Source organism: uncultured Streptococcus sp. (genome assembly GCF_901875575.1).
Lineage (GTDB): Bacteria > Bacillota > Bacilli > Lactobacillales > Streptococcaceae > Streptococcus.
This window is the reverse complement of the sequence record NZ_CABFMF010000011.1, coordinates 374,943-394,738: the sequence shown is the minus strand read 5'-3', so window position 1 is coordinate 394,738 and position 19,796 is coordinate 374,943. Positions and strand designations below refer to the sequence as shown.

Genomic DNA, 19,796 nt, shown 5'->3' with positions numbered 1-19,796 from the left:
CTTATTCTCCTAGCGTTTGGTATATTTCTCGAACGAGGGCTTCCGTATTTTCCCAACCTAGACAAGGGTCTGTAATGGACTTACCAAAAACCTCTGGTTCGTTTTGACGGCCGTCTTCTAGATAAGACTCAATCATAAAACCTCGAACGTACTGCTTGATTTTTTGATTCCAGTCACGATTGATTAAGGTCTGACGAACAATCCGAATCTGGTCCATATATTGCTTACCAGAATTGTCATGATTGGTATCCACAATAATAAATGGATTTTCCAAGCCCATTTTCTCATAATGGGCAATGGTATCTAACAAATTATCATAGTAATAATTAGGAATGTTTTTCCCATAATCATCGGTTGCTCCACGAAGAATAGCATGAGACAGGGGATTTCCAGTTGTCTCTACCTCTTTCCCATGAAATAGGAAACTTTGCTTGTTTTGCGCTGCATAAATCCCATTAAACATAACATTGAGATTACCAGATGTAGGATTTTTAAAACCAGTAGCGAAATCTGCCCCACTTGCCACAAAACGATGCTGTTGATCTTCTACCGAACGAGCCCCTACCGCCATGTAAGAAATCAAATCATCCACTAGCGGAAGATTTTCAGGATAAAGCATTTCGTCAGCTGTCGTCATACCTGTTTCCGTAATGACACGATAGTGAAGATGGCGCACGGCCTTAATGCCATTAATTAAGCTAGGTGCTTCTGTCGCATTTGGCTGGTGAATCAAACCCTTATAGCCATCTCCGTTGGTACGAGGTTTAGCAGTATAAACTCGCATCACCATGAAGATACGGTCTGCTACTTCTTCTTGTAAAATTGCGAGACGTTTGGCATACTCAAGAACAGCCTCTTCATTGTCAGATGAGCACGGGCCAATTACCAAAAGAATACGTTGATCTTCCCCACGAATAATAGTTTCCAACTCTTGATCTCGTTGAGATTTTCTCTCCAAAGCCAGTCCTTCTAACTTAGATATGGAACGAACTTCTTCAATATTAATTTTAGGACTTTTCGCTCTAAATACCATAACTCATCTCCTTATAAAGTAAACGGACACCAAGTAAAAATTTACTTTTCACAAGGTATCCGCCTTTAAACTATCTCATTTTATTGTCTTTTTCCGTGACAGTTTTTAAACTTCTTACCAGAACTACATGGACAAAGTTCATTACGTTTGATTTGACTCAAATCAAGATTTTCTGGCATGTTTGCTTGTTGAGCAGCAATATTACGAGTAGCTGTTGTACTGATATGGTGTTCAGCTTGTGGTCTTTCTTGCTCATGAATTTGTGCTTTCATCATCAAACGAGTCACATCAAACTCAATGGAACCAATCATATCATTAAACATGCGGAAACCTTCTGCTTGATACTCAACAACTGGGTTATTTTGAGCATAACCACGGAGTCCAACTGCATTACGCAGTTGATCAAGGGCATCAATATGGTCTGTCCACTTGTTATCAACAACACGTAGAATCAAGACTTTTTGGAATTCCTTCACCGCTTCTTCATCGCGCAGTTTTGAAACCTGACTATCGTAAACTTTCAAAGCACGTTGGAAGAGTTCATCCTTGATTTCTTTATCAGACAAGTCTGACAAATCTTCAGAAGAAATTGAATCTTCAGGAAGCAAGTTGTATTTGGCAAAGTTTAAAACAGCCTCAAGTTTTTCATCTTGCTTGGCACGCACATGACCATCCACAACACGCTCAATAGTGCGTTTAATCATAGCATGGATTTCTGGAGCCAAGTCACGATCAGCAGTAATGACATCGTAACGTTGAGCATAGATGATTTCACGTTGTTCACGCATGACATCATCGTATTGAAGGACTTGTTTACGGGTATCGTAGTTATTACCTTCAACACGTTTTTGAGCCGCTTCAACTTGACGTGTCAACATACGAGACTCAATCGCCTCTTCAGACATGTTCAAGCGTTCAAAGATTCCCTTCAAGCGTTCAGAACCAAAACGTTTCATCAAGTCATCTTCAAGAGATAGGTAAAATTGGGACTCACCTGGGTCTCCTTGACGACCTGAACGACCACGTAACTGATTATCAATACGACGGCTTTCATGGCGTTCCGTACCGATAACGCAAAGACCTCCAAGTTCACGAACTCCTTCACCAAGCTTGATGTCGGTACCACGACCAGCCATGTTGGTCGCAATGGTAACTGCACCACGTTGACCTGCGTTCATGATAATTTGAGCTTCTCTATAGTGGTTTTTAGCATTCAATACTTCGTGAGGAACACCAGCTGCGACCAATTTCTTAGAAATATAGTCACTTGTTTCAACCGCAACTGTACCAACCAAGACAGGCTGACCTTTTTGGTAACGAGCCTTAACGTCTTCGACAACTGCTTTAAACTTAGCTTCAATGCTTGCATATAGAAGGTCTGAGTGGTCAATACGTTGAACTGGACGGTTGGTTGGAATTGGAATGACACGAATATTGTAAATTTCACGGAATTCTTCTTCCTCAGTCTTACCAGTACCCGTCATCCCCGACAATTTCTTATACATACGGAAAAGGTTTTGGTAAGTAATAGAGGCAGATGTCTTAGTTTCATCCTGAATTGGTACACCCTCTTTAGCTTCAATAGCTTGGTGCAATCCATCAGAATAACGACGTCCTTCCATAGTACGACCTGTAAATTGGTCGACGATCAAAATTTCCTGTTCTTCGCTCACCACATAGTCAATATCGAGAAGCATGATGTAGTTGGCACGAAGAGCGTTATCGATAAAGTGAGTAAGAGCCACATTTTCGATATCATAAAGATTTTCAAGTTTGAAGTAACTTTCAGCCTTGTCAATCCCTGAATCAGACAAACCAATAGTCTTAGACTGCACATCGATGATATAGTCGTCTTTGTCCAAAGATTTTACATAGTGGTCTGCCATGTGGTAGAGCTGACTTGTTTCAACTGCATTAGCGCCTGATACAATCAAAGGTGTACGAGCCTCATCAATCAAGATAGAGTCAACCTCATCGACCAAGGCATAGTTAAGCGGACGTTGTACCATGTTTTCAGCACGAACGACCATGTTGTCACGAAGGTAGTCAAATCCGATTTCTGAGTTGGTTGAGTAGGTAATATCACACTCATAGGCTTCTTTTTTCTCCATTGGAGACTTGGCAGCCAAGTTAATTCCCACTGACAAACCAAGCCATGAGTACAACTCACCCATTTCAGTCGCATCACGTTCTGACAGGTATTCATTGACCGTAACTACGTGAACCCCTTTACCTGAAAGGGCATTGAGGTATACTGGCATGGTCGCAGTCAAGGTTTTCCCTTCCCCTGTACGCATCTCTGGCACGTCACCATGGTGAAGAACGATTCCTCCCATAACCTGTACCTTATAAGGGAAGAGTCCTAGGACACGTTTGGCACCTTCACGGACAACCGCAAATGCTTCATAAAGCAATGAATCTAGTGATTCTCCATTTTGATAACGTTCTTTAAATTCAACTGTTTTTGCTTTTAGTTGGTCATCTGTCAAAGCAGCCATCTGGTCTTCGTATTTGAAAACCTTGTTAGCCATCTTTTCCAGACGACGGAGTTCTCCTTTATCATTTTCGATAATTGTTTTTAAAATATTAGCCATGTTTTTCCTTACTTTAAATTCCGAATATTTTAGAATGTTCTTTTAATTTTAGCACAATTACTGATTATTTTCAAGGAAGAATCCCTATTTTGAAAAGGAAAAAGAGGCTAGTTTTCAAGCTAACCTCTCTCTATTTTATGAAAATTTAATTACCAAAAATGGGTAAAATGGCAAAGAGGATAAATAGATTAATCCAAAGAGAAAAACAGCAGATCAATCCAAAAACAAAGAGACTGACTTTCTTGGACAGCAAGGCCATCAAAATAGACAGAATACCAAAAACTAGCAAGACTTTCTGTATGATGAAGAGGTCAATCTTTCCCCCCAGAATCGGACTGCCCCAAGGAAGAAAGAAGAAAGCAAGCCAGATAAGTAGGACTAAACCAATATAGACCTTAGAATAGCGTGTAATAAATGATTTTAGATGTACCATAAGCTACCTCCTATCAACAAAAACCATATAAATCAATGTCTCCCCGCTTTAGACTTCCCTAACTCCTTTCTTAGTCTAAGCATTTTTTTGAAAAAGATATAGGTTAACCAATCACTGGCAAAAGCGATAAGTAGTAATAATAACCAAATGCCCCAAGACTTGATGTCTGCCACATTTCTCAATAGAATATTGAAAAACAGGACTGAAAAAACTGTCCAAGCAAGGCTAAAAAGAGCATAGAGGGTGATGTAAATCCAGTAAAAATAGTAAAAAAATGGGAAAATTTTATTATCTCTATTATCCTTGTCAATCCAGCTGAAAAAGTAAATACAGGGGAATATGAGCAAGAATTTAAACAAATGTTCCATCATCAACACCCCTTCTTTGATAGCGTTTTCTTCACTTTCATTCTATCAAAAAAATCTGGAAATGTCATTCCAGATTCTACTTTTTTATTTGCGTTTTCTTGCGATCAGGTGAATCGGTGTTCCTTCAAAGACAAAGGCCTTGCGGATTTGATTTTCCAAGAAACGCAGGTAAGAAAAGTGCATGAGTTCTTCTTCGTTGACAAAGATAACAAAGGTTGGTGGTTTGGTTGCCACTTGGGTCGCATAGAAAATCTTGAGGCGTTTCCCTTTGTCTGTTGGTGTTGGGTTGATGGCAATGGCATCCATGATGACATCGTTCAAGACAGCTGATGGAATACGTGTGTTTTGACTTTCGCTGATTTGCTTGATCATCTCAGGAAGTTTGTGGAGACGTTGCTTGGTCAAAGCGGATACAAAGATAATCGGTGCGTAAGGCAAGTATTGGAACTGCTCACGGATATCTTCTTCCCAGTTTTTCATAGTGTGGTTGTCTTTTTCAAGCGTATCCCACTTGTTGACCACGATAATCATCCCTTTACCAGCTTCATGGGCAAATCCTGCGATACGCTTATCGTATTCACGAATACCCTCTTCCGCATTGATGACCATCAAGACCACATCTGAACGGTCAATAGCACGCATGGCACGCATAACAGAGTATTTCTCAGTGTTTTCATAAACCTTACCAGACTTACGCATACCAGCCGTATCAATCATGGTAAACTCTTGACCATCTGCATCGGTAAAGTGGGTATCAATAGCGTCACGCGTTGTTCCAGCAACAGGACTGGCAATAACACGGTCTTCTCCCAAGATAGCATTAATCAAGCTTGATTTTCCAACGTTAGGACGACCAATCAAGCTAAACTTAATGACATCTGGGTTTTCTTCCTCATATTCATTTGGAAGATTTTCTACGATGGCGTCTAGCACATCCCCTGTACCGATACCATGAACAGATGAGATAGGCAAGGGTTCACCCAAACCGAGGGCATAGAAATCATAGATATCATTTCGCATTTCAGGGTTGTCCACCTTATTAACCGCGAGGATAACTGGTTTGTTGGTTTTATAAAGCTTACGGGCTACGTATTCGTCTGCATCGGTAATTCCTTCCTTACCAGACACGACAAAGACGATAACATCGGCTTCTTCCATGGCAATTTCTGCCTGGTGCTTGATTTGTTCCATGAAAGGAGCATCGACATCATCGATTCCTCCTGTATCAATCATGCTAAAGGAACGATTGAGCCACTCACCCGTTGCATAGATACGGTCACGTGTCACTCCTTCGACATCTTCTACAATGGAGATTCGCTCACCAGCGATCCGATTAAATAGGGTTGATTTCCCAACATTGGGACGTCCTACAATGGCAATAGTTGGTAGGGCCATAATTTCTCACTTTCTACAATAACTTCTTCTGCTCAAGATTTTTTCTAGTTGAGCTTGGTTCAGCTTGACCAAACTGTTCTGCTAGGCGCTGACTCCAGCTTGTGGTCGCACGCGCTCCAGCATAGTCATCCTGTACACGGTCATAAGACTAAATCACATCAACTGTCTGCTCCTGATATTCTTCCTCAAATACCACCTGATTCAATGGCAAGCGAGGTTTGACTTCATGTTCTTCATTTGGTATTCCTAGTGCCATCCCAAAGACAGGATAGGTGTAGTCAGGCAGGTTAAAAAGCTCTGCCACTTCTTCTGACTTGTAACGCACCAAACCGATAATCACACCACCATAGCCCAAGCTTTCAGCTGCCAACAAGGCATTTTGACCAGCAAGAGCCGCATCGACCGAACTAATCAAAAGTCCTTCCACCCCTTGGGGTTGGAATGAATCCGTATGAAGTCGTGCTCCCTTTTCTGCTCAGTTCAAATCTCCGACAAAGAGAAGAAAAACAGCAGACTGGCGAATGGCTTCTTGAGGCACCAATTCATACAAGGAATCTTTCTTCTCTTGACTTCGAACCACAATCACAGAGTAGGATTGGAAATTCTTCCAAGACGAGGCCATCTGGGCCGCTGTTAGGATTTCAGTCAAGTCTTCCTGAGGAAGGGCTTGCTCCTTAAACCTGCGTACTGAAGTGTGAGTCTTCATTAATTTGATTGTTTCTGTCATCGACGGTTTACTCCTTCTAAACGAGTCTCCTCAGCCAAATAACGGATGCGTTCCATGACCCGTCTGGCTTCCCAGGTTTCGTCATTTCCATGTTTCCCTTTAGCAAAATGCTTCTCCAAATCTTCAAAGTTGAAGTTGGAGGTGAAAAAGGTCGGTAAATCTTCCTGCATCCGATATTGGAGAATAACTTGCAGGATTTCATCACGTACCCAAGCTGTTGATTGCTCGGCACCAATATCATCTAAAATCAGGACTTCAGAAAGCTTAAGCTCATCTACCAAGGTCTTGACATTGCCATCACTAATAGCATTTTTGACATCAATGACAAAACTAGGATAGTGGAGGAGAGTGGAGGAGACACCACGTTTTTCTGATAAATCATGGGCTAGGGCAGCCACCATGAAACTTTTGCCCACACCAAAGTCTCCATATAAGTAAAGACCTTTTCGAATAGCTGGATATTGCTCCACGAAGGCTAATAGCTTTTCAAAAACTGGCAAGCGCCCCAAATCATCCAAATCTACTTGAGCCAAACTAGCTTTCTTGAGACTGGCTGGCAGATTGATTAACTTAAGACGGTTCTTAATAGCCGCTTCTTTTTCAGCCGCAATTAGTTCAGGAGTTTCTTCATAAGAAACATCCGCATAGCCGTGATTCATAACTAAAATAGGCTTGTAGCCCTTGGCAATATAATCCGTATCACCACGAAGGAACTTGTCGCGCTCGGTTATGTACTGATTAAACTTGGAGATACTGCGATTTAATTCCTCTGGAGTCAGGGATTCTTGCTGGATAAAGGCCGCAACATCAGGGTCCTTCATGATTTTCTGGACCAAATCTTGATAATGAAAACGGCTAGGTTGACGCTTGAGTACGTCTCCGACACTTTCCATCTAATCTCCTCCTTTTTCTAATCGAGCTAATAGTTCTTGTTTTTTACGCTCTAATTCCAGACGAGTTTCCTCGCTGGTTTCATTCTTATAATCTGGGTTACTCCACTTGGGTACATTGGACTTGGTAGGACTAGAGTTACTGCTTTTTTGAGCCTGGCTCTTCTGCCCTCGATCACGAATGCGAAGAACTGCCTCTTCTGCCGAATGAATCTGTTGATAGGCATAGTCATTGGCTACCTTCATGGCATATTTCTCATTGATATTTGCCGAATCCACCTTATTAAAGGTCAATAAAAGAATAATATTAATAACTTCGTCCAGCAAGCCCAAGCCAGCCATCTGTTGCAAAAGTTCTCTTTCTGTTTGGGTAATGGTTCCCTTGCGTGTTTGCTTGATTTCTACTAAGAACTGCAGGGCAGTTTTGCTTTTGGCTTCTTTGATAATGGTTGCTTCCTTAGGACTAAAGTCAGAAGAAACAGGTTTTTGAGCAATTTTTTCCCGCATGCGCTTGGTTGAAATAACCTGAGAAACAGCTGTTGACTTAGCCAATTGATAGGTCTCAAACCAAGTCCATTTCTTTTCCTCAGCAATGGCAAAGAGGTTTAAGACATCGGACTGCTCATCCGCAAAACGAAGCCCATCTCGAGCCATAAGCTGACGAAAATGATCCAAGTCAAAATCATTGGCCACTTTCTTCTTGGGGATAAGGTCTTCTCCACTTCCTAGTTCTGGCAAATCTGGAAAGACTTGATTGAGTGAGACAGGTATTTCTTGACCTTCAGCACTCTCAACTTTCAAATCCTCCACAGCCGAGTCACCAATCTTCTTCTCCAAAAGTCTGCGATAAACAGGATGTTCCAAGAAGTCCTGACTAGATAGAGGGGCATGGAGGGCTAGCTGATAAACGTCTCCCTTTTGATAGAGGGTCAAGAGATTGAAAGCAGATAGGATTTTTAAGGATTTTATCAGTCTATCCATCCCAAAGTTAAGATGGTTAAGAATGCTTGAAAAAAGGTATTCCTTTCTGCCATTATCCCAAAAACTGATCGTATAAAGATAAAGGCTCAGTGCCTCCTGACCGATAATCGGGAGGTAACACTGCACCAGAGATGAGGTATCTTGCGACACCCGATTATTCTCTAAATAAGAAAAACGGTCAATTGGCTTCATTTAGTTATCCTTTTTCTTCTTTGAGGACTGAGTGATTTGTTGGAGCAAACTCTCAAGCTCGCTCACATCCTTAAAACTACGGTAAACACTGGCAAAACGTACATAAGTAATCTCATCCAATTCAGCCAATTCTTCCATTACCAATGAACCGATGTCCTCACTTAAAATTTCATTCTCATTTCGACTACGGAGTTTCTGCTCGATACGGTTGACGACCGTGTTAATTTCATCACTAGACACAGGACGCTTCTGGGCTGAACGGATAATTCCGTTAAAGATTTTATCTCTAGAAAATTGTTCTCGAGTGCCATCTTTTTTAACGACCACTAAGGTTCTCTCTTCTACACGTTCATAGGTTGTAAAACGGTGTTGGCATTCATCACACTCACGTCTTCTACGAATGGTGTTCCCTTCTTCTGCTTGGCGACTATCAATGACACTAGACTTTGTAGATTCACATTTTGGACAACGCATCCTTTCCCTCCTTGTCGTTTTTCTTTTCATTATACCATTTTTTAAGTAATTCCCAAAACAATTCTTATTTTTGCTTGACAAGTTTTTTGTTTTATTGTATTATTTGATTAGAACAAAAAAACATGCCAGAAAGGAGTACCCAATGTCCTGGATATTTGATAACAAAAAACCCATCTATTTACAGATTATGGAGAGAATCAAACTACAGATTGTTTCCCATACTCTCGAACCCAATCAGCAACTTCCAACCGTGAGAGAGTTTGCCGCCGAGGCCGGTGTCAACCCAAACACCATCCAAAGAGCCCTGTCAGAACTCGAACGTGAGGGATTTGTCTACAGCAAGCGCACCACTGGACGTTTCGTGACAGAAAATCAGGAACTGATCGCCCAATCGCGCAGACAGCTATCAGAAGAAGAATTAGAACACTTTATTTCTTCCATGACCCATTTTGGCTATGAAAAAGAAGAACTACCTGGCGTAGTTGCCGATCATATTAAAGGAGTTTAAACCTATGGCATTACTAGCATTTGAAAATGTATCCAAATCTTATGGAGCAACCCCAGCCCTTGAAAATGTTTCTCTTGACATTCCAGCGGGAAAAATTGTTGGTCTCCTTGGCCCAAACGGATCAGGAAAAACAACCCTGATTAAACTAATCAATGGCCTCTTGCAACCAGATCAAGGACGCGTCCTGATCAACGACATGGACCCAAGCCCAGCAACCAAGGCTATCGTAGCTTATTTGCCGGATACAACCTATCTCAATGAACAAATGAAGGTCAAAGAAGCCCTAACCTACTTCAAGACCTTCTATAAAGATTTCAATCTTGAACGCGCCCATCATCTACTTGCAGACCTTGGCATTGATGAAAATAGTCGTCTCAAGAAACTATCAAAAGGTAACAAAGAAAAGGTACAACTGATTTTGGTTATGAGCCGTGATGCTCGTCTCTACGTTCTGGACGAACCCATTGGTGGGGTGGACCCAGCAGCCCGTGAGTATATCCTCAATACCATTATCAACAACTACTCCCCAACTTCTACCGTTTTGATTTCTACCCACTTGATTTCTGATATCGAGCCAATCTTGGATGAAATTGTCTTCCTCAAAGACGGAAAAGTCGTCCGTCAAGGCAATGTAGATGACATTCGCTATGAGTCAGGTGAATCCATTGACCAACTCTTCCGTCAGGAATTTAAGGCCTAAGTAAAGGAGATTATTATGTTTTGGAATTTAGTTCGCTACGAATTTAAAAATGTTAACAAGTGGTATTTAGCCCTCTACGCTGCCGTGCTAGTCCTTTCTGCCCTTATCGGGATACAGACGCAAGCCTTTAAAAATCTATCTTACCCAGAAAGTCCATCTACTATGCTACTTTTTCTAGCTACAGTCTTTGGTGGCTTGATGCTTACACTTGTGATTTCAACCATTTTCTTGATTATTAAACGCTTCAAAGGTAGTGTCTATGACCGACAAGGCTATCTGACTTTGACACTACCAGTATCCGAACACCTAATCATCACAGCCAAACTAGTCGGTGCCTTTATTTGGTCGATAATTAGCACTGCTGTCTTAGTCCTATGTATTTATATTATCTTACTATCAACAAATTCTGATGAAGTTCAACTTTCTACTCTTCTATCATTTGTTGGAGAACATTTTACCGGCTTTGGTCTTACTGGCTTATCCTTCCTGCTTAGTACAATTTCAGGGATCCTCTGCATTTACTTGGCCATTTCCATCGGACAGCTTTTCAACGAATACCGCACAGCACTCGCTATTGTAGCCTACATTGGAATCCGAATCGTCATTGGATTTATTGAACTCTTCTTCAATACCAGTTCTAACTTCTATGCCAATTCACTAGCAGGATTTAATGATAATTTCTATATGGGAGCAAGCATAGGCATTGTTGAAGAACTCATTTTCATAGCTATTTTTTACCTCGGAACCTACTATATTTTGAGAAACAAGGTTAATTTGCAATAATCTTAGAGTCTAGCGACAATAACTCGCTAGGCTTTTTTCGTTCTCAGGAATTACATTTTTATATGAAGTATTTAATAAAAAGGAGTATAATGACTTTAAAACTGATTACATGTATGTCGATAAGGAGGTCAACTCTTTATGCTGAGAAGATTTGTTACCAAGAAGCACCTCGTACTTTACTTCTTTTCTATTGCCATTACTTGGCTGGAAGCAATTATCACGCCAGCCCTTGTTCAAAATATTATTGCTAGTTTTACCAATCAAGAACTAGGCCTTCTTTGGAAAGTTTTGATTTTGGGAATCCTTGGAAACCTCATCCTCTTACTAGGCTTGGCTGGGAAACGCTATTACTATGCCCGTTTGATTACGGATTTCAAATATGGAATCAAGAGTGCTATTTTCAAGCGATTTTTAAACAGTTATGAGATTGCTGAAAAGGATATTTTGTCTGACCTAGAAAACGACGTCAAGCAACTAGAAGAAAGCTATATTGAGCCAACGGTTATCATCATTTCTTCTCTTGGCTTCACAACTGTGTCCATTCTCTATGCCTTATGGACCAATTTTTACCTGGGCTTGATTTTCATTCTCTTTTACTCCTTTCCTGTCCTCTGCAGTGCTATCGGGGCAAAGCGTTTGGATTCACTTTCTGAAAAGCGGTCAACTGTTAACCAGAGCTACTTATCAAGCTTGACAAATTTTATTGGCGGTAGCCAACAAATTCGCCATTATCAGGGGCAAGGCTTCTTTTTTGCTCACTACCAAAAGCAATTACAAACCAGTCTAGATACCGAAATTAACTATGAAAAGCAACGAACTTTAAACAGTCTCTTGATCAATAGCATCGATGCCTTTTGTTCTGTCACACCAATCGTCATCGGTGGCTTTATGACCTACTATAATTATTTAGATGCGGCGAGTTTTGTGGCCATCTATCTAGTTTCCCATAATATCGGCTATCAATTCCAAGAGTTGGCTTACTTTACCAACACCCGAAAAGCGAATCGAACTCTTCTCAATAAATACCAAAAACTTTTGAACCAGTCTGATCCCATCTCGCCTAGAAGCATAGAAAACATTTTCCCTATCCAGCTTAACAGCATCTCCCTAGAAAAAGATGGGAATAGCCTCTTATCTCCGATTTCCATACACATCAAGCAAGGAGAAAAAATCGCCATTATCGGGGAAAGTGGCTCTGGTAAAACAACCCTGCTCAATATCATTCATGGAGAAGAGACACCGACAAGTGGACAGATTAGCTTTGCTGGTCAAAACCTGTCACGTCAAGAAATCACAAGTCTTAGTTCCTATATCCTCCAAGATAGCCATTACTTTGACACGCTCTCTCTGGACGACAATATTCTTCTGGGACTGGATAAAAAGGAGGAACGTCTAACTTACATCCTCAAAAAAACGGGATTAGATCATTTGAAAAATCGAACACTCAGCAATGACAGTCTATCTGGTGGCGAGAAACAACGACTTGAAATCGCTCGCGCCCTCTACCATGATAGCCAACTCATCCTAGCAGATGAGATTAAGGCCAATCTTGACTTGAAAAATAGCAAAAAGATTAGTGACTTGCTCTTCTCCCTACCTCAAACAGTCATTGAAGTCATTCACCACTACACGGAAGAAGACTTAAAACACTATGACCAAGTCATTCACTTAAGCAGAGAAAAGTAGTATTCTATATCATACGATTTTAAAAAGCAAGGAACCCGAATTCCTTGCTTTTTAACTCAGTATCAAACTGGCTACAATAGGGCTGACAAAGACATAGAGAATACCGGTGACACCGATAGCCAAACCACCCATGGCTCCTGCTACAGAGCCATATCGAAAGGCTGTTCCCGTTCCGACAGCATGACCTGTTCCTCCAAGGGAAAGACCAACAGCTACTGGATCATCTATTTTCAACCACTTCAAAAGTGTTGGTCCGATGACACTGGTTAAAATCCCAGTTGCCACTACAACCACCAAGGTCACAGTGGTCAGACCTTGCAATTTTTCTGTGATTCCCACTGCCATGGCGGTTGTCACTGACTTAGGAAAGAGAGAAATGGCTAAGAAAAAGTCCATGCCAAAGATTTTAGCCACAAGGGCTGTGAAAGATGTATTGACCACTACCGCTAACAGACTACCAAAGAGAATACTACGTGCATGGTGCTTCATCAGGTGAAAACTCTTATAAAGCGGAATCCCTAGAGCAACAGTCGATGGGACAATCAAGTTGTTCAAATAAACCCCACCTTGGTAGTAATCTTGGTAAGAAATACCCGTCACTTTTAGAAAGATGATAATAAAAACAGCTGACAAAAGCAAGGGCGTTGTCAATGGATGGGGAAAGCGTCTGTAAATCAGCATTCCCACTAGATAGGCTAGGATAGACAGGGCAAGCCCAAACAGGGGATTGGAAACAAATTCACTCATTTGGCATCTCCTTTCTCATAATCTCCCTCAAACCGTCTCTTGATGAACTGAACCACCAAGGCTATGAGGATAATATTGATGACTGCTGCAAAAAAGACAATCAAAACAATGGGCAAAAGATAGGGAGCAATCACATCAAACTTTTCCATGATTCCCACTGCTGGGGGCAAAAAGAGAATGGTCATATTGGCCAGCAAGAAATTCCCCACCATGTTGACATGCCTGGTTCTCAGCAACTTGAATTGCAGGGCTAGAAAGAGAATCATCAAGCCGATAATACTGCCTGGGATGGGCAGATGAAAGAAACTGGAAATTCCCTCTCCGATTAGAGAAATCACAAAGAGAATCATTAATTGCACATATAATTTCATCCTAAACTCCACGAAATAGACTTCTTGCATACCAGTTTACTCTTTTTTCAGAAAATTTCAAGGAAATTCACAAAAGTTAATAAAAATAGGGAGAAAAGGGAATACAGACAATTAAAGACTAGTGAAAACAGCGTAATTTAGGATAAAAGATTCAGTGTCTTTCTTGTCAGCTTTCTTGAAAAGTAGTATAATTATTGCATGCGCAATCAATTTATGAAATAAGGATTGTTCCAAGATCTATTTAATGTTTACAATTTTAATGAAAGGAGATACTATGACCTATTTGGAAAAATGGTTTGACTTCAATCGTCGGCAGAAAGAAATTGAAGGTCTCTTGGAAGAGACCATTGCCCAGCAGAGTGACCAAAGTCTGACCTTGAAAGAGTTCTACCTGCTCTACTATCTGGACTTGGCTGAAGAAAAATCTCTACGCCAGATTGACCTGCCAGATAAGCTTCATCTAAGCCCAAGCGCTGTTTCTCGGATGGTGGCTCGCTTGGAAGCTAAAAATTGCGGTCTGCTTAGTCGCATGTGTTGCCATCAAGATAGACGCTCTAGCTTTATCTGCCTGACAAGTGATGGGCAAAAAACTCTAGCCTCTCTACAAAAGGCTATCGAAGAAAGCTTGGAAACTGGTTTGGATTTCTTAATTTAAGATGATTTTAGAAAAAAGTTGCGTGCGCAATCATTTTTCTTGACATTCTCTTTTACAAGGAGTAAAATAAAGTCATCATTAAACAAAGGAGTTTTTAAAATGATTGAAATTACCTATCTAGATGCCAGCAAGAACGAAAGAACTGTGACTTTCGAGTCTTATGAAGATTTTGATCGTTCACAACAAGCTTGCCTTATCGGAGTCGCAGACTACTACCCTGTCCAAAAATTAACTTACAACGGTCATGATTTGGACTATCATGGGACTTACGGAGATGTCTTCTTCTATCTCATGAAACAAGATTTAAGCCAATATAACTAAAAAAGGAGAAATACAATGGCAAAAGCAATTACAGATGCAACATTCGAACAAGAAACAAAAGACGGTTTGGTCTTGGTAGACTTCTGGGCAACTTGGTGTGGTCCATGTCGTATGCAAGGTCCAATCTTGGATAAATTGTCTGAAGAACTTTCAGAAGATGTCTTGAAAATCGTTAAAATGGACGTTGATGAAAATCCAAACACAGCTCGTGCCTTTGGAATCATGTCTATCCCAACTCTTCTCTTCAAAAAAGACGGCCAAGTTGTGAAACAAGTTGCTGGTGTTCACACAGCAGAACAAATCAAGGCCATCGTTGCTGAATTGAGCTAATCAAACGAGAGACCAAGTACTTGCTTTGGTCTCTTTTTTCTTGCCCTTTGCCATTTTTCAAAAAATATGCTAGACTGTAGATAGAATATTACGATGTTTGGGACATGCCATCGCTAAAAAAAACCTTGACTTGGTATTTTTTAGCTCCCTCAAGGGAGCTTTTTGCGTGCTCTGAACATTTCCCATTTTAGAAGGAGTACTATGAAACGTCAATCTGCCTTGGTCGTCTTTAGTGGCGGTCAAGATTCTACAACCTGCCTCTTTTGGGCTAAAGAACACTATGAAACGGTCGAAGCCGTTACCTTTGCCTACGGTCAACGCCATCATCTCGAAATTCAAGTCGCTAGAGAAATCGCTGAGGAACAGGGGATTCGTCATCATATCCTAGATATGTCTCTGCTGGGGCAAATCACTGAAAATGCCTTGACTTCTGATCTAGAGATTGAGCAAAAAGAGGGAGAGGTTCCCAATACCTTTGTTGATGGTCGCAACCACCTCTTTCTATCCTTTGCGGCAGTCCTTGCTAAGCAACGAGGTATTAAAGATATCGTGACAGGTGTCTGCGAGACAGACTTCTCAGGTTACCCTGATTGTCGAGATGTCTTTGTCAAATCCCTTAATGTTACCCTCAACCTTGCTATGGATTACGACTTTGTTATCCAAACACCTCTCATGTGGCTAGACAAGGCTGAAACTTGGGAATTAGCCGACCAACTCGGTGCCTTTGACTATGTTCGTGAAAAGACCTTAACCTGCTACAACGGGATTATCGGAAGTGGCTGTGGAGATTGCCCAGCCTGCCATCTACGTCAGCATGGTCTAGATGTTTATCTCTCACAGAAAGGAGAGGACTAATGTTTTTTGCACCCAAAGAAATCAAACAGGAAACTGGGGAGTCTCTTATCTACGATCCTCACAGAACCTTGGTATCAAAAGAATTTACCTTTGATGCTGCCCACCACCTCTTTCACTATGAGGGAAAATGTAAATCCCTTCATGGTCACACCTATCATCTGCAGATTGCTGTCAGTGGATTTTTAGATGAACGGGGTATGACCTACGATTTCGGAGATATCAAAGCAATCTACAAGAACTACTTAGAGCCCCACTTGGATCATCGCTATCTAAACGAAACCCTTCCCTATATGAACACGACTGCTGAAAATATGGTTTACTGGATTTTCCAAACCATGAACCAAGAGTTGCCAGACGAACGTGGTCTCCGTTTGGAATACGTTCGCCTCTATGAGACTCCGACTGCCTTTGCGGAATTTAGACGGGAGTGGTTAGATGACTAGGGAACGTGTCCTCAAACTACCAGTTTTGGAAATTTTTGGCCCAACCTTTCAAGGCGAAGGCCGTGCAATCGGGCAGAAAACCATGTTTGTCCGCACTGCTGGTTGCGACTACCACTGCGACTGGTGCGATTCTGCCTTTACTTGGGATGGCTCTGAAAAGCCAACTCGCATGACAGCTGATGAAGTAATCGCTGAGTTAGATAAACTAGGAAGCTATGACTACGTCACCCTATCTGGGGGAAATCCTGCTATCCTAGCAGCCAACATGGCTCAATTGGTCACTAAACTCAAGGAACGTGGTGTCACTCTGGCTGTTGAGACCCAAGGCTCTCGCTGGCAAAATTGGTTAAAAGACATCGACCAAGTCACCCTGAGTCCCAAACCACCTTCATCAAAAATGGAAGTCAACTTTGAAACTTTGGACTTTATCGTTTCCCAACTAGATCCAGACAAGGTCACCTTTAAAATCCCTGTCTTTGATGATGCAGATTTAGCCTTTGCCAGAGGCATACAAGAACGCTACCAACCAGATGTTCTCTTCTTATCAGCAGGAAATCCTGAGCCTAAGGCTACGGGTAATATTGTCCAAGACCAACTGGACCGTCTCAAAGAACTCTGGGAACGCATCGCTGCCGACGATAACTGGGGCAATGTCCGCGTCCTTCCTCAACTGCATACCCTCCTCTACGATAATCAACGTGGTGTTTAAAATTAGAAAGAAAAAATCATGTCACAACAAGAAGAAATGAAAAACCTTAGCCTCCTCGGCAACAAAGAAACCAACTACATTTTCGAGTATCAACCAGAAGTCCTCGAATCCTTTGACAACCGTCATGTGGAAAATGACTATTTCATCAAATTCAACTGTCCTGAATTTACCTCACTGTGTCCAATCACTGCTCAGCCAGACTTTGCGACGATTTATATTTCCTACATTCCTGACAAGCTCTGTGTCGAGTCAAAATCCCTCAAACTCTACCTCTTTAGCTACCGAAACCACGGAGATTTCCACGAAAACTGTATCAACACCATCGGGAAAGACTTGGTCAACTTGCTAGACCCTCGCTATTTGGAGGTTTGGGGAAAATTCACACCGCGCGGTGGCATCTCAATTGATCCCTACTACAACTACGGTAAGCCAAGAACTAAGTATGAAGACTTGGCAGAACAACGCCTCTTCCAACACGACCTTTATCCAGAGAAAATTGACAACCGCTAAACTCATACTCAATGAAAATCAAAGAGTAAACTAGGAAGCTAGCCGCAGGCTACTCAAAGCACTGCTTTGAGGTTGTAGATAAGACTAACGAAGTCAGCTCAAAACATGATTTTGAGGTTGTAGATGAAACTGACGAAGTCAGCTCAAAGCACTGCTTTGAGGTTGTAGATGAAACTGATGAAGTCAGTAACCATACATACAGCAAGGTGAAGCTGACGTGGCTTGAAGAGATTTTCGAAGAGTATCATACGAAAAAGCCCTGTTCCTCAAAATGAGGAGCAAGGCTTTTTAAGTTTCAATTATTCTTCTGTTCCAAGGAAGTTTTTAGCAACAAGGGCTGCAAGAACTCCACCAACAATTGGGGCAAGGATGAAAATCCATACTTGTTGAAGGGCTGCGCCACCTACCAAGACAGCTGGTGCCAAGCTACGAGCTGGGTTTACTGAAAGTCCAGTAATGTTCAATCCGACAAGAATCATCGCCATCAAGGACAAACCGATTACCAAACCAGCAATCGCGCCATTTCCTTTACTTTCTGAAGTAACAGTCATGATAACCAAAACAAACAAGAAGGTTGCGATAACTTCAAACAAGAAACCACCGAATACAGTAACACCGCTTGCCAAAGCATTTTCACCAAGACTAGCAGTTGACATGCCTGAGTTAGACAAGAGGAAGAATACCGCAGCTGACGCAAGGAAAGCTCCAACTACTTGTCCAAGGATGTAGTTTACAAGCTCTGAAGATGACAAACGTTTGTCTATAAACATAGCGATTGAAACATCTGGATTCAAGCGAGCACCTGAAACAGTTACGATTGAGTAGGCTGCGACTACGATTCCCAAACCAAAGTCAAAAGCAATTCCAAGGTGAGCAAGACCATCAAGACCGTTTCCAAAAACAACAGCTCCTGTGCCGACGAACACAAGCATGAAAGTACTGATTAACTCAGCAACAAATTTTTTCATTTTCTTTCTCCTTTTTTCAAAAACTAGATATTAGTCTATCAAAAGAAGGAAAGGGGGCCAAGAAAATTGATTGGAAAGTTTCTTGAAAATCTGACTCGCTTTTTCTTAGTATTGAAAAGACTGAATAGCTTCTTTCAAGTCATCTTGTAAACAATTTCTCTGGTCAAGTTGGACATAGACTTCCAACAGACAGGATCTAAAGTTGGAAAATTTATAAAAATCTTCCCTTTCTTCTATCGGAAAGTCAACAGTTTTTATCCAAGAAGCTACTTGCTCTTGCTCCAACTTTCCTTGTAAAATCGGTTCATAGATTACTCTCGCTAAACGCCAATCTTCATCATCTGTAAAACGAATCGCAATTCTTTTAAACAGTTGGCCAAGTATGTCAAATACTTCATGAATTTTGTTTATAGGAAAGTCTGGATGACAAACTACCTCTGTCAGTAGATCAGCTCCATGCGCAAAAGCGTGAACCCAACCATACTGACTTGAAAAACCTGTCGTGTCCTTTTCTTTTGAAAGATAGGACAAACCTTGATTTAAAAGGATATTGCGAATTTCTGCTTTTAATCCCTGATAAAAAACCGATTGCTGGTTGGCATCCGCAGACAAGAGATTTGCATAAATAAGCGCCCTAAAAGAACGTTCAAGTGTTGACAAGCCTACCTTATCAATCTTTTTATCTAATCCTCCATCAGATAAAATTTCCTCAGCAATGAAATGAAATTGTTCCTGTGTAAATAGTTCTTCCTGAATCCCTCTAGCAAAGCTTGTAAAAACAAGATCATCACGAATTTCTGAAGAAGGATCTCCCAAATGGTCAAGCAACCACTGGATTTCTTCCTGATGATAACTTGGTTTTTCTTCTGTTATTTTTCTAAGTAACTCTTGATACATGGGCAATACCTCTACATTTCTAGCAACTGTTCAAAAAGCCATCCTTAAACAACTCAATATTGAATTTTCAATCAAATACAATCTGATATAAAATGAAGTAAATAACTATCAATATCAACTCTAGAGCAAGTTAAAATGTAACATCACAACCCTCAACGACATTTTTGAAAATAGCTACAGCTAAAACAAATAGAATGACGCTTAACAAGCTCATAAACATCATTCT

Annotated in this window: 23 protein-coding genes and 1 pseudogene; 11 read left to right on the top strand and 13 right to left on the bottom strand. The window is 41.1% G+C overall.

The features are described 5' to 3' along the window. Position 1: 1 nt before the first annotated feature. The 9 genes and pseudogenes from QZ114_RS04640 to nrdR all read right to left on the bottom strand — a co-directional run bounded on the left by QZ114_RS04640 (position 2) and on the right by nrdR (position 9,087). Positions 2-1,033 (bottom strand): 3-deoxy-7-phosphoheptulonate synthase, encoded by a 1,032-nt coding sequence (locus QZ114_RS04640; protein ID WP_295500096.1) that lies wholly within the window; start codon positions 1,031-1,033, stop codon positions 2-4. 80 nt (positions 1,034-1,113) lie between these two features. Then, positions 1,114-3,627, bottom strand: a complete 2,514-nt coding sequence (secA, locus tag QZ114_RS04635) for a preprotein translocase subunit SecA (RefSeq protein WP_295500094.1) — start codon at positions 3,625-3,627, stop codon at positions 1,114-1,116. 145 nt (positions 3,628-3,772) lie between these two features. After that, on the bottom strand, positions 3,773-4,060 hold the full coding sequence (locus QZ114_RS04630) for a hypothetical protein (RefSeq protein ID WP_295500092.1): 288 nt from the start codon (positions 4,058-4,060) through the stop codon (positions 3,773-3,775). A 32-nt stretch (positions 4,061-4,092) separates the two neighbouring features. Next, the gene (locus QZ114_RS04625; protein WP_295500279.1) at positions 4,093-4,428 is read right to left on the bottom strand and encodes a hypothetical protein; all 336 of its coding nucleotides are present in this window, start codon (positions 4,426-4,428) and stop codon (positions 4,093-4,095) included. A gap of 84 nt (positions 4,429-4,512) precedes the next feature. After that, positions 4,513-5,823, bottom strand: coding sequence for a ribosome biogenesis GTPase Der (gene der, locus QZ114_RS04620; RefSeq protein WP_295500090.1), 1,311 nt, complete (start codon positions 5,821-5,823; stop codon positions 4,513-4,515). A gap of 13 nt (positions 5,824-5,836) precedes the next feature. Beyond that, positions 5,837-6,550, bottom strand: a pseudogene (locus QZ114_RS04615) (NADPH-dependent oxidoreductase). Next, positions 6,547-7,443, bottom strand: a complete 897-nt coding sequence (gene dnaI, locus QZ114_RS04610) for a primosomal protein DnaI (RefSeq protein WP_102211327.1) — start codon at positions 7,441-7,443, stop codon at positions 6,547-6,549. Before dnaI ends, QZ114_RS04615 begins: the two are co-directional and overlap by 4 nt. Then, complete coding sequence (locus QZ114_RS04605) at positions 7,444-8,613, bottom strand: replication initiation and membrane attachment family protein (protein ID WP_295500088.1); 1,170 nt, start codon at positions 8,611-8,613, stop codon at positions 7,444-7,446. Then, a complete protein-coding gene (gene nrdR, locus QZ114_RS04600; RefSeq protein ID WP_265476584.1) occupies positions 8,614-9,087 on the bottom strand; it encodes a transcriptional regulator NrdR in 474 nt (157 codons plus the stop codon). 142 nt (positions 9,088-9,229) lie between these two features. On the opposite strand from nrdR, the gene QZ114_RS04595 reads away from it, so the two are divergent. The 4 genes from QZ114_RS04595 to QZ114_RS04580 all read left to right on the top strand — a co-directional run bounded on the left by QZ114_RS04595 (position 9,230) and on the right by QZ114_RS04580 (position 12,764). Beyond that, the gene (locus tag QZ114_RS04595; protein WP_102211324.1) at positions 9,230-9,595 is read left to right on the top strand and encodes a GntR family transcriptional regulator; all 366 of its coding nucleotides are present in this window, start codon (positions 9,230-9,232) and stop codon (positions 9,593-9,595) included. 4 nt (positions 9,596-9,599) lie between these two features. Further along, entirely contained in the window at positions 9,600-10,295 is a 696-nt protein-coding gene (locus QZ114_RS04590; protein WP_102211323.1) for an ABC transporter ATP-binding protein, read from the top strand. A 15-nt stretch (positions 10,296-10,310) separates the two neighbouring features. Then, positions 10,311-11,078: a hypothetical protein gene (locus tag QZ114_RS04585; protein ID WP_295500082.1), complete on the top strand. Its 768-nt coding sequence runs from the start codon at positions 10,311-10,313 to the stop codon at positions 11,076-11,078. 138 nt (positions 11,079-11,216) lie between these two features. Beyond that, positions 11,217-12,764: an ABC transporter ATP-binding protein gene (locus QZ114_RS04580; protein WP_295500080.1), complete on the top strand. Its 1,548-nt coding sequence runs from the start codon at positions 11,217-11,219 to the stop codon at positions 12,762-12,764. 51 nt (positions 12,765-12,815) lie between these two features. Here the strand turns inward: QZ114_RS04580 and QZ114_RS04575 are convergent, their stop codons facing one another. Together QZ114_RS04575 and QZ114_RS04570 are read right to left on the bottom strand one after the other, a co-directional pair. Then, positions 12,816-13,511 (bottom strand): LrgB family protein, encoded by a 696-nt coding sequence (locus tag QZ114_RS04575; RefSeq protein WP_001288952.1) that lies wholly within the window; start codon positions 13,509-13,511, stop codon positions 12,816-12,818. Next, complete coding sequence (locus QZ114_RS04570; RefSeq protein ID WP_295500077.1) at positions 13,508-13,882, bottom strand: CidA/LrgA family protein; 375 nt, start codon at positions 13,880-13,882, stop codon at positions 13,508-13,510. Before QZ114_RS04570 ends, QZ114_RS04575 begins: the two co-directional genes overlap by 4 nt. A gap of 274 nt (positions 13,883-14,156) precedes the next feature. On the opposite strand from QZ114_RS04570, the gene QZ114_RS04565 reads away from it, so the two are divergent. The 7 genes from QZ114_RS04565 to queF all read left to right on the top strand — a co-directional run bounded on the left by QZ114_RS04565 (position 14,157) and on the right by queF (position 17,705). Next, a complete protein-coding gene (locus tag QZ114_RS04565) occupies positions 14,157-14,537 on the top strand; it encodes a MarR family transcriptional regulator (RefSeq protein ID WP_295500075.1) in 381 nt (126 codons plus the stop codon). 99 nt (positions 14,538-14,636) lie between these two features. After that, on the top strand, positions 14,637-14,858 hold the full coding sequence (locus QZ114_RS04560) for a DUF4649 family protein (protein ID WP_000570256.1): 222 nt from the start codon (positions 14,637-14,639) through the stop codon (positions 14,856-14,858). Between the two features lie 15 nt (positions 14,859-14,873). Continuing rightward, on the top strand, positions 14,874-15,188 hold the full coding sequence (trxA, locus tag QZ114_RS04555) for a thioredoxin (protein WP_001029581.1): 315 nt from the start codon (positions 14,874-14,876) through the stop codon (positions 15,186-15,188). A gap of 201 nt (positions 15,189-15,389) precedes the next feature. Further along, positions 15,390-16,043 carry a 7-cyano-7-deazaguanine synthase QueC gene (queC, locus tag QZ114_RS04550; protein ID WP_020901662.1) on the top strand — a complete coding sequence of 218 codons (654 nt, stop codon included), beginning with the start codon at positions 15,390-15,392 and terminating at the stop codon, positions 16,041-16,043. Then, positions 16,043-16,486, top strand: coding sequence for a 6-carboxytetrahydropterin synthase QueD (queD, locus tag QZ114_RS04545; protein ID WP_295500072.1), 444 nt, complete (start codon positions 16,043-16,045; stop codon positions 16,484-16,486). The genes queC and queD overlap by 1 nt, the downstream gene beginning before the upstream one ends. Beyond that, the gene (queE, locus tag QZ114_RS04540; protein ID WP_295500070.1) at positions 16,479-17,195 is read left to right on the top strand and encodes a 7-carboxy-7-deazaguanine synthase QueE; all 717 of its coding nucleotides are present in this window, start codon (positions 16,479-16,481) and stop codon (positions 17,193-17,195) included. The genes queD and queE overlap by 8 nt, the downstream gene beginning before the upstream one ends. 18 nt (positions 17,196-17,213) lie before the next feature. After that, complete coding sequence (gene queF / locus QZ114_RS04535; protein WP_295500068.1) at positions 17,214-17,705, top strand: preQ(1) synthase; 492 nt, start codon at positions 17,214-17,216, stop codon at positions 17,703-17,705. A gap of 299 nt (positions 17,706-18,004) precedes the next feature. Here the strand turns inward: queF and QZ114_RS04530 are convergent, their stop codons facing one another. Next, positions 18,005-18,673, bottom strand: coding sequence for an MIP/aquaporin family protein (locus tag QZ114_RS04530; RefSeq protein ID WP_295500066.1), 669 nt, complete (start codon positions 18,671-18,673; stop codon positions 18,005-18,007). A gap of 105 nt (positions 18,674-18,778) precedes the next feature. After that, positions 18,779-19,570, bottom strand: a complete 792-nt coding sequence (locus QZ114_RS04525) for a DUF2785 domain-containing protein (RefSeq protein WP_295500064.1) — start codon at positions 19,568-19,570, stop codon at positions 18,779-18,781. Between the last annotated feature and the right edge of the window lie 226 nt (positions 19,571-19,796).